We start from the raw sequence: 9,251 nt of genomic DNA on the forward strand, positions 1-9,251 counted from the left end.
AGTTAGCGTAGGAACCGGATTAATATTAACAGTTGCAACACTAGAACTGTTTACACAAGGCGAAGTTCCTGTCAAGATATAAGTAAACGTACTCGTCGTGACTCCAACTGCAGGGGTAAAAGTCCCCGAAGCAGCATTAAACGTCCCTCCGATTCCAGATGATCTTACCCAAGTTCCTCCCGCTTGCTCACCAGTTATTAAACTAGATAAACTAATTGAAGTTGAGCTACTTTCACAAACTGTGGTATTCCCCGAAGTTCCTGCAACTGGTTGTTGATTGATGTTTACTGTTGCAGTACTGGAACTGTTTATGCAAGGAGAAGTTCCTTTTAAAGCATAAGTAAATGTACTCGTCGTGGATCCAACTGCCGGGGTAAATGTACCCGAAGCTGCATTAAACGTTCCTCCCGTTCACGATGTTCTTGTCCAAGTCCCTCCTGTTTGCTCTCCGGTTATTAAACTGGATAAACTTATTAATGCCGTATTACTATCACAAACTGTTGTATTTCCCGAAATTCCTGCAACAGGTTGTGGATTGATGTTTACCGTTGCAACACTGGAACTGTTAACACAAGGAGAAGTTCCTACCAAAGTATAAGTAAATGTACTTGTCGTGGCTCCAACTGCCGGAGTAAAAATACCCGAAGCGGCATTAAATGTTCCTCCGGCTCCCGTTGTTCTTGTCCAAGTGCCACCTACTTGCTCACCAGCTATTAAACTGAATAAGCTTATTGGAGTTGCACTATTTTCACAAACTGTTGTATTTCCAGAGGTGCCAGCAACGGGTTGTGGATTGATATTTACAGTTGCAACACTAGAGCTGTTAACACAGGGAGAAGTTCCTACCAAAGTATAAGTAAATGTACTTGTCGTGGCTCCAACCACTGGAGTAAAAGTACCAGAAGCCGCATTAAATATCCCTCCAGTTCCCGTTGTTCTTGTCCAGGTTCCTCCCGCTTGTTCACCGGTTATTAAACTCGACAAATTTATTGATATTGGGCTACTTTCACAAATTGTCGTATTCCCCGAAGTTCCAGCTACTGGTTGTGGATTGATATTTACTGTTGCAACGCTAGAGCTGTTTACACAAGGTGAAGTTCCAGTTAATGCATAAGTAAAGGTACTAGTTGTAGCTCCTACTGCCGGAGTAAAAGTACCAGAAGCGGCATTAAAAGTACCTCCCGTTCCCGTTGTTCTTGTCCATGTTCCTCCCGCCTGTCCGCCTGTTATTAAACTGGATAGACTTATTGATATTGTGCTACTTTCACAAACTGTTGTATTTCCCGAAGTTCCCGCTACTGGTTGTGGCTTGATGTTTACTGTCGCAATACTTGAACTGTTTACACAAGGAGAAGTTCCTGTTAATACATAAGTAAAGGTGCTAGTTGTAGCTCCTACAGCCGGTGTAAAAATACCCGAAGCCATATTAAATGTCCCTCCCGTTCCCGTTGTTCTTGTCCAGGTTCCTCCCGCTTGTTCGCCAGTTATTAAACTAGACAAACTTATTGAAGTTGAATTGCTTTCACAAACTGTTGTACTTCCCGAAGTCCCTGCAACCGGTTGTACGTTTATTGTGATGCTAAAAGTTGACGAACTTGCAGCCTGACAAATAGAAAGATCTTGCAACACTTCATATTTAACTGTAAATGTTCCTGCAGTACTCAAGGATGGATTTATTTCTCCCGTACTACTATTTATTGACAAAGTACCTCCGGCGGAAAATTTACTCCAAGTCCCTCCGGATGTAAAAGTGGCTGGGGTTGTTTTTGTTGGCATCAAAGTTGTCGATGTTTGACAAACTGCAGTTGGATAAGTAAAAGCTGTGTCAGAAGTTCCTGGAGATATATTCACCGTTATTTCCTTTGAAACTGTACAGGTTGGAACTCCCTGTGCTATAAAAGTAATATCGTCTAATCCAAAATCGTTTCCAGCCCCACTAGTCTCTATATCGTATAGTTCAATTGTAGCTATTGTAACCCCAACACCTGCTGTCCAAGTATGTTTATATGTTACCCACCCTCCTGCTGTAGTTGTTGGCGCAACATCTGTTGATGAGGAAGCCGCATTATTTATGACAACTCCATTTATTTTTAACTGCATTTTTGCTGGAAGAGTTGGAGAAGTAGAAGTAATAGTCCTCAAAAAATAATTAAAATCATAAGTTACTCCTGATTTTACAGCTATATTTTGTCCCCAAACTTTGTCAATAGTTGGTGTCGAAGTTGAACCATCCGTTATAAAAAACTTTCCAGTCCCTGGATTTGTATGATCTTGCGAACTATCATAAACAGATCCCCATATATTGGGATTCGTAATTACACCGTATGTTCTTTTTTCGAAAGCAGGATTAGTTGCTAAATATTTATAATCAGAAGAAAAACCAGCAACATCGTTTTCAAAATTACCATTATAAACTAAATTACTTAGGGCTCCTGTAGGACCGGTAGCTGTTACTTTGTATACAGTGTTTACCGTCGGACTTACTGCAATAGAAGCTGAATTTGGCACTGTCAAACTAGGATCAGCTGGAGTAGCAGACCAAGTATAACCTGTCATATTATTAGCCACGAGCGTTATTGTGTTACCTGCACAAATTGTTGTACTTAATGGCTGTGTACTTGTTGCTGGAACTAAAGCTGAATTTGCTGGAATACTTCCTGCAATAGTCATATCCAAAACTGAATTTATAGTAACATTTTTAAAAGCAGAACCTACAGGACCATTACTGTCAAAAACTTCAACTTTATAAGATCCTGAAGCCAAGTTTGTAAAAATTCCAGTTGAGTTAGTAACTGCCAAGCCTACAGAAGGTGTTAGTTTATATGAATATGGCTGTACACCTCCAAAACCATAGGCGGATATTGATCCATCATTTAGTCCAGGACAAGAAATCGCAGTTTGAGACGTACTTATGGATAAAGGAAGTGGAGGTTCCGTTAAAGACAAATCATCAATTGCAAAATCATTACCATTTGGTGATGCACTAGGAGTAGACAATTCTATACGAACCCATTTAGCTCCTGTGCCAGAAGGAGTAAATTCATAAACAACTTGTTGCCAAGTTGCATTATTTACGGTAGCACTTCCCGACTTCAAAACTGGTGTACAACTACATTGATCCGCAGCATTAAATTGAATAACTGGATTTGGAAATGCACCATTACTAGTTCCATTTTTATTAATATTTACGACCCAGTATGAGAAAGTATATTTAACTCCTCCCTGTAATTGGATATTCGGATTTTGCTGCCAAAAAATTTGATTATTTGCGTCAATAACCATCATTTTGGCCCCTGAATGTGGAGAAACATTATTAAAACTGCTGGTATTCATCGGACCAGAACTTCCAGTTAAGGCATAATTTCCATCTGAACTACTCCCACTTGTACCTGGTGAAATATCTGTATATCCATTGGTCTGAAAACCACCAACCCCTTCAAAACCAGGATTATTGTTGTTTGATGATAGTAAGTTCTGAGCATTTAAAGATACTGATGTTATAAAACATAAAACAATAAGTAGCAATAATCTCTTTTTTGGGGCAAAAAGGGATTGCAAAGTATAATTTCGCATAAGTGTAGGTTATAAATAATTTGGTTTGGCTTTTTGATTTTTAATTTTTCAGAATTGAGCAACTTTCTGAAATTTAAAATATGTGTTTTTTTTGAGTTAATATTTTAAGAATTACTCTGTTTTTAGCTATTTAAATTACAGATACTATATTTTAAAACGTTAAATTTATGTAAATTTTCACACGCTCAACTTAGGTAGATTTTAATTCGTTTACGAAAACGTGATAGTGTTGAAAAGTTTAAACAAACTCACTAATTATGAATGTTTTGTGATTTTTAAAACACCAAATTTCAATCCTTTTTTTACTTTACCAGCAAAAACTCAGACCTCCTGTTTGTTGCATTTTGTTCATCAGTACATTTGTTTTTACAGTCTATTTTGAGTTCTGTTTCTCCAAACCCTTTACCCGAAATACGAGATGCATCTATACCTTTGGAAATTACATATTGAACAGTCGCTTTAGCTCTCTTGTCCGAAAGATTTAAATTATATTTATCATCACCTTTAGAATCTGAATGTGACTTTACATAAATCTTCAATTTATCATTTTGTGACATAACATAAACCAATTTATCAAGCTCTTCAGCGCCTTGTTTGGTCACATTGCTTTTATTGAAATCAAAATAAATCGGATTCAAAATAATTTCTGTTTCCGTAATAACAACATCAATAGGCTTGATCGTAACATTCACGGACATCACACCTCCAACAAATTTCGCCAAAGGCACTTTTGCAGTAAGATATCCATCTTTATAGGCTTCTATAATGTATATTTTTTCACAATCAACATCATAAACCACTTCACCTTTTTCATTTGATATCTGAGTACCTATTACGTTACTGTTTTCGTCCAAAATAAGCACTTTCGAATTGACTAGAATCTTATCGTCTTTCATACTCTTTACAACAACCTTTATCTGACCCTTACAAACTGGGATAGATGAATAAAGATGATCTTCACCAGATCTATTACTAGAAACATATCCTAATTGTTTAGTAATATTATAGGTTAATGCAAAATCATCCCTCTCAGTATTTACAGGCTTTCCAACATTAATTGGAACATCATTTTTTTTCAAATCAACAAAAAACACATCCAATCCACCAAAACCTATCAAACCATTGGAAGCAAAATACAACACATTATCATCTGTAACAAAAGGGAAACTTTCGTCGCCGGCAGTATTAATTTTATCCCCTAAATTTTCTGGAACACCATAAGTTCCGTCACTATTTACCCGTACTTTCCAAATATCAATTCCACCAATAGAACCAGGCATATTGGAAGAAAAATACAAGATTTTACCCTCTTTATCAATCGACGGATTGCTTGTTGAATATTGTTTACCATTAAAAGGCATTGCTGTTATTGCCGTCCATTTCCCATTCTCCATTTTGGCTTTAAACAAATGAACTTGTCCAAATTTTAGCCGTTTAGCATTATTTTTTTCAAATGAATTAGAGTTGAAACTTTCGCTGGAAAAATAAATTGTATTCCCATCTGCCGTTATGCTTACTGGTCCTTCATGAAATCTGGTATTTAATTCTGAAACGGGTGTTGGCTCAGATAAACTTCCATCAGCTTTCAAATTCGACTGATAAATATCTAAAAAGGGTTCCTCATTCCACCCGTATTTTTTTCCCCCACCGTTTCGAGCACTAGAAAAATACAGGACATCATTGTAAAGCACCGCACCAAAATCTGATTTATCCGAATTAATATCCAATATTTTGACATCAAAAAGTTTGTTCTTGTCAATTAAACTTGGTAGATAATCTGGATTTTTATTGAATTCCACAGCACGTTGATCCGTTGGAGCTTTCTCTGCAAAAACCTTCATTTGAGCATTGGCTTCTTCATATCGAGCATTCGCTTTTAGCATTTGAGCATAATTAAAATACGTTTCGGCATCTTGCTCCGTTTTTACTGCCAAGGAATACCATTTTGCCGATTCAACCGTATTGAACATATTATAATAACATTCCCCCAACTGCTTATACACATAAGCTTCTGAATTTCCTTTTTCAACCAATAAAAGATACTCTTGAGAAGCTTTAACATATTCATATCTTTCAAATAAATTATCGGCTACTTTTGTAAATTTATTTTGTGCCAAAAGCGAAAAACTAATGAGCATAAAAAATAATAGTATGGTATTTTTTTTCATTACGAATGGTATATAATATTAGAAAAACCTTGGAGAAAGTGACACTTTTTTGACAGGCAAAAAGTCATACAATAGAATTATCTCATGGGACGAAGAGGTAGAAATATTCAAATCCGAAACAATATGATCATAAGCATATCCTATTCTTAAATCACGAGTAACATTAAAGTTCACTAACAAACCAAAACTATCCTGCAATCTATAGGTTGCACCAATTTCCACTTTTTCTTGATATAAAAAATTAGCAGAAACATCCAAAGACGTAGGAACGTTAAATGCTGACTTCAACAAGAATGATGGCTTAAACTTTAAATTCGGATTAAGATCAAAAACATAACCCGCAGTCAAAAAATAATGAGAAACATCTGAGCCGTACTCTTTACCATCATAATCCAAATGAGCAGCATTTATCAAATTAGGTATCGAAAAGGAAACATAATATTTATCGGTATAATAAAAAACACCAGTACCTATGTTTAGAGTCACATCATTGCTATTTTTACCAAAAATACCTTCTGAAGGATCCGGCAATGTTGGAACAATTTCAGAAAAGTTAACTTTTTGAAAAGTAGCCCCAGCTTTAACTCCAAAAGACAAATTATTATTCTCCCCCAATTTTAATTTATAAGCAAAATCTCCATAAACATTCTGTTCAGTAATTGGCCCAATTTTATCGGCAATAATAGACAATCCAATTCCAACATTTTTTCCTGCTGGCCCTTCACCGTAGAATGTAAAAGAGGTTGGGGCATCTTCGATATTCACCCATTGTTTTCTATACAATAACCCAAAAGTAAGATGCTCTTTTGTTCCAGCATAAGCGGGATTTATAACATTCATATTATACATGTATTGAGTATATTGTGGGTCTTGTTGCGCCTTAACATCAATAACTAGCACTAGAAATAGTAAAGCAGTCAGTAAAATTTTATTCATATTCTAATTTTTTTTTTCTAAAAAGGAACGCTGATTCAAAAAATGCCTTTATTAATTCTCTCTAATTAAATAAATCCATCCTGTTTTTGATTTACCATTATTAAACTCAATAACATAATAATAGGTAGCACTTGGAAGCCCTTCACCTTTATTGGTTTGACCACTCCACTGATCGGTATAATTTGACTGACTGTACACTTGAATACCATATCTATCAAATACTTCCAATTTTTTCACATCCATTAATCGCAAATCAAAGTAGTCATTTGAACCATTCCCATCAGGAGAAATTCCTTTCTGAATATCACAGTATATTGATTCAATCACAACATTTGAAGTTGTTTCGCAACCTGTAGCATTTGATTGTATTATGAGACTATAAGTTAACGGGAAAGTTTCTGTTTCGGCAGTAGCATCTATAACATCATTTACATTCAAAACGTTTGAATTGGTTCCAACGGTATTTCCGTTTTGATCTTTCCAAACATATTCAACAGCGTTTGGATCATAAGAATTTGACAATGGACTGGCTGTTAATTCATATTTATTGGATTGACAAGTCCAAGACGATTCAAATTGGATATCAGGTGGTATTGCACTTACTAATTGATCAGAGCCAAAAGTTTCGCAAGTGACATTGTTTTTGTCCCGAACACTTATTTTATAGTTGTCTGGAACTAAATTTAAAAACAATGGATTGTCTTGATAGCCGTTACCTATACTGTATTCAACACCTGCAATGCTTCCAATCTCAATTGTTCCAAAAGGCACCGAACAAGTGGGCTGAATCACATTCAAAAGAGTTGGAGTTACTGGTGACAAAGGTTTTGCATTTACGGTAGTACTTACTAATGATGAAGCCATACAAGTAGCATCTCCTATATTCCTAACATATAAAGCGTAATCATTTGGAACAAGACCGTCAAATACATTTAACAATTGATATGTTGTTCCGTCCAAACTATATTCCGTTCCAGTTTGAGTCACAATTGCAATAGAACCGGAAGGCACTGCACAAGTAGGCTGGATCACACTTAGAGTGGTTGGCACGATTGGCGCTGTTGGAATAGCATTAATTTTAGTGGCAGTATTTGATGTAGCTAAACAGGTGGCATCGAATGGATTTCGAACATAAAGCGTATAGTCACTTGGTACAAGACCATTAAACACATTTAGGAATTGGTACGTTGTTCCGTCCAAACTGTATTCCATCCCAGCTTGAGAAGCAATTGTTACAGTACCTGATGGTATTGCACAAGTAGGCTGAACTACACTTAGAGTGGATGGCACCACTGGAGTGGCAGGAATAGCATTGATTCTCGTAGCACTTGCAGATGTAGCTAAACAGGTAGCATCGGCAGTGTTTCGAATATAGAGCGTATAGTCGTTTGGCACTAGACCGTTAAATACATTTGATAATTGATACGTTGCTCCGTCCAAACTGTATTCCTTTCCCATTTGCGACACAATTGTAATAGAACCAGAAAGCACATTACAAGTAGGTTGAACAACACTTAAACTGGTTGGTGTCGCTGGAGCAGTTGGAATAGCATTGATTCTCGTAGCACTTGCAGATGTAACTAAACAGGTAGCATCGATAGTGTTGCGAACATAAAGCGTGTAGTCGTCTGGCACTAGACCGTTAAATACATTTGATAACTGATACGTAATCCCGTCCAGACTGTATTCCATTCCCGTTTGGGGGGCGGCTATGGAAACTGTCCCAGACGGGATCGTACAGGTAGGTTGAACTAAACTTAAAACGGTTGGGACTATCGGAGCTGTCGGAATAGCATTAATTTTCGTAGCAATAGTCGATGTAGCTAAACAGGTACCATCGACAGTGTTTCGAACATAGAGGGTATAGTCATTTGGTACAAGACCGTTAAATACATTTGATAACTGATACGTAATCCCGTCCAGACTATATTCCATTCCCGTTTGGGGGGCGGCGATGGAAACTGTCCCAGACGGGATCGTACAGGTAGGTTGAACTAAACTTAAAACGGTTGGGACTATCGGAGCAGTCGGAACAGTGTTGATTCTCGAAGCACTTGCAGATATCGCCGAACAGCTAGCATCCACAGTGTTTCGAACATAAAGCATATAATCATTTGATGCAAGACCATTAAACACATTTGGTAATTGGTAAGTTGTTCCGTCCAAACTGTATTCCATCCCAGTTTGAGAAGTAATTGCTACAGTACCTGATGGTATTGCACAAGTAGGCTGAACTATACTTAGAGTAGTTGGAACCACTGGAGCGGAAGGAACAGCATTGATTCTCGTAGCACTTGCAGATGTAGCTAAGCAGGTTGCATCGGCAGTGTTTCGGACATAGAGCGTATAATCATTTGGGGCAAGATTATTAAATACATTTGGTAATTGATACGTTGTTCCGTCCAAACTGTATTCCATTCCTGTTTGAGGACTAACTGTCACAGCTCCTGATGGCGTTGCACAAGTAGGTTGAACGACACTTAGAGAGGTAGGTACAGTTGGAGCGGTAGGAATACCATTGATTCTCAAAGTAGTTATTGATACTGCCGAACAGGTAAAATCCAATATATTTCT

5 protein-coding genes are annotated in these 9,251 nt (G+C 37.1%); 1 reads left to right on the forward strand and 4 read right to left on the reverse strand.

Annotated features, from left to right (window positions below; translation table 11 throughout):
* Positions 1-97 precede the first annotated feature (97 nt).
* On the forward strand, positions 98-277 hold the full coding sequence (locus tag VFS71_RS19140; protein ID WP_326403260.1) for a hypothetical protein: 180 nt from the start codon (positions 98-100) through the stop codon (positions 275-277).
* Between the two features lie 134 nt (positions 278-411).
* Here VFS71_RS19140 and VFS71_RS19145 read toward each other — a convergent pair whose 3' ends face one another.
* From VFS71_RS19145 to VFS71_RS19160, 4 genes are all read right to left on the reverse strand, one after another.
* Positions 412-3,573 carry a hypothetical protein gene (locus VFS71_RS19145; protein WP_326403261.1) on the reverse strand — a complete coding sequence of 1,054 codons (3,162 nt, stop codon included), beginning with the start codon at positions 3,571-3,573 and terminating at the stop codon, positions 412-414.
* Between the two features lie 302 nt (positions 3,574-3,875).
* Positions 3,876-5,741, reverse strand: a complete 1,866-nt coding sequence (locus VFS71_RS19150; protein ID WP_326403262.1) for an OmpA family protein — start codon at positions 5,739-5,741, stop codon at positions 3,876-3,878.
* Positions 5,742-5,759: 18 nt separating this feature from the next.
* Positions 5,760-6,677 (reverse strand): type IX secretion system membrane protein PorP/SprF, encoded by a 918-nt coding sequence (locus tag VFS71_RS19155; protein WP_326403264.1) that lies wholly within the window; start codon positions 6,675-6,677, stop codon positions 5,760-5,762.
* Between the two features lie 51 nt (positions 6,678-6,728).
* Positions 6,729-9,251: gliding motility-associated C-terminal domain-containing protein (locus VFS71_RS19160; RefSeq protein WP_326403266.1), on the reverse strand; the 2,523-nt coding region annotated here is incomplete at its 5' end.

This window comes from Flavobacterium sp. (assembly GCF_035760125.1).
Classification (GTDB): Bacteria; Bacteroidota; Bacteroidia; order Flavobacteriales; family Flavobacteriaceae; genus Flavobacterium.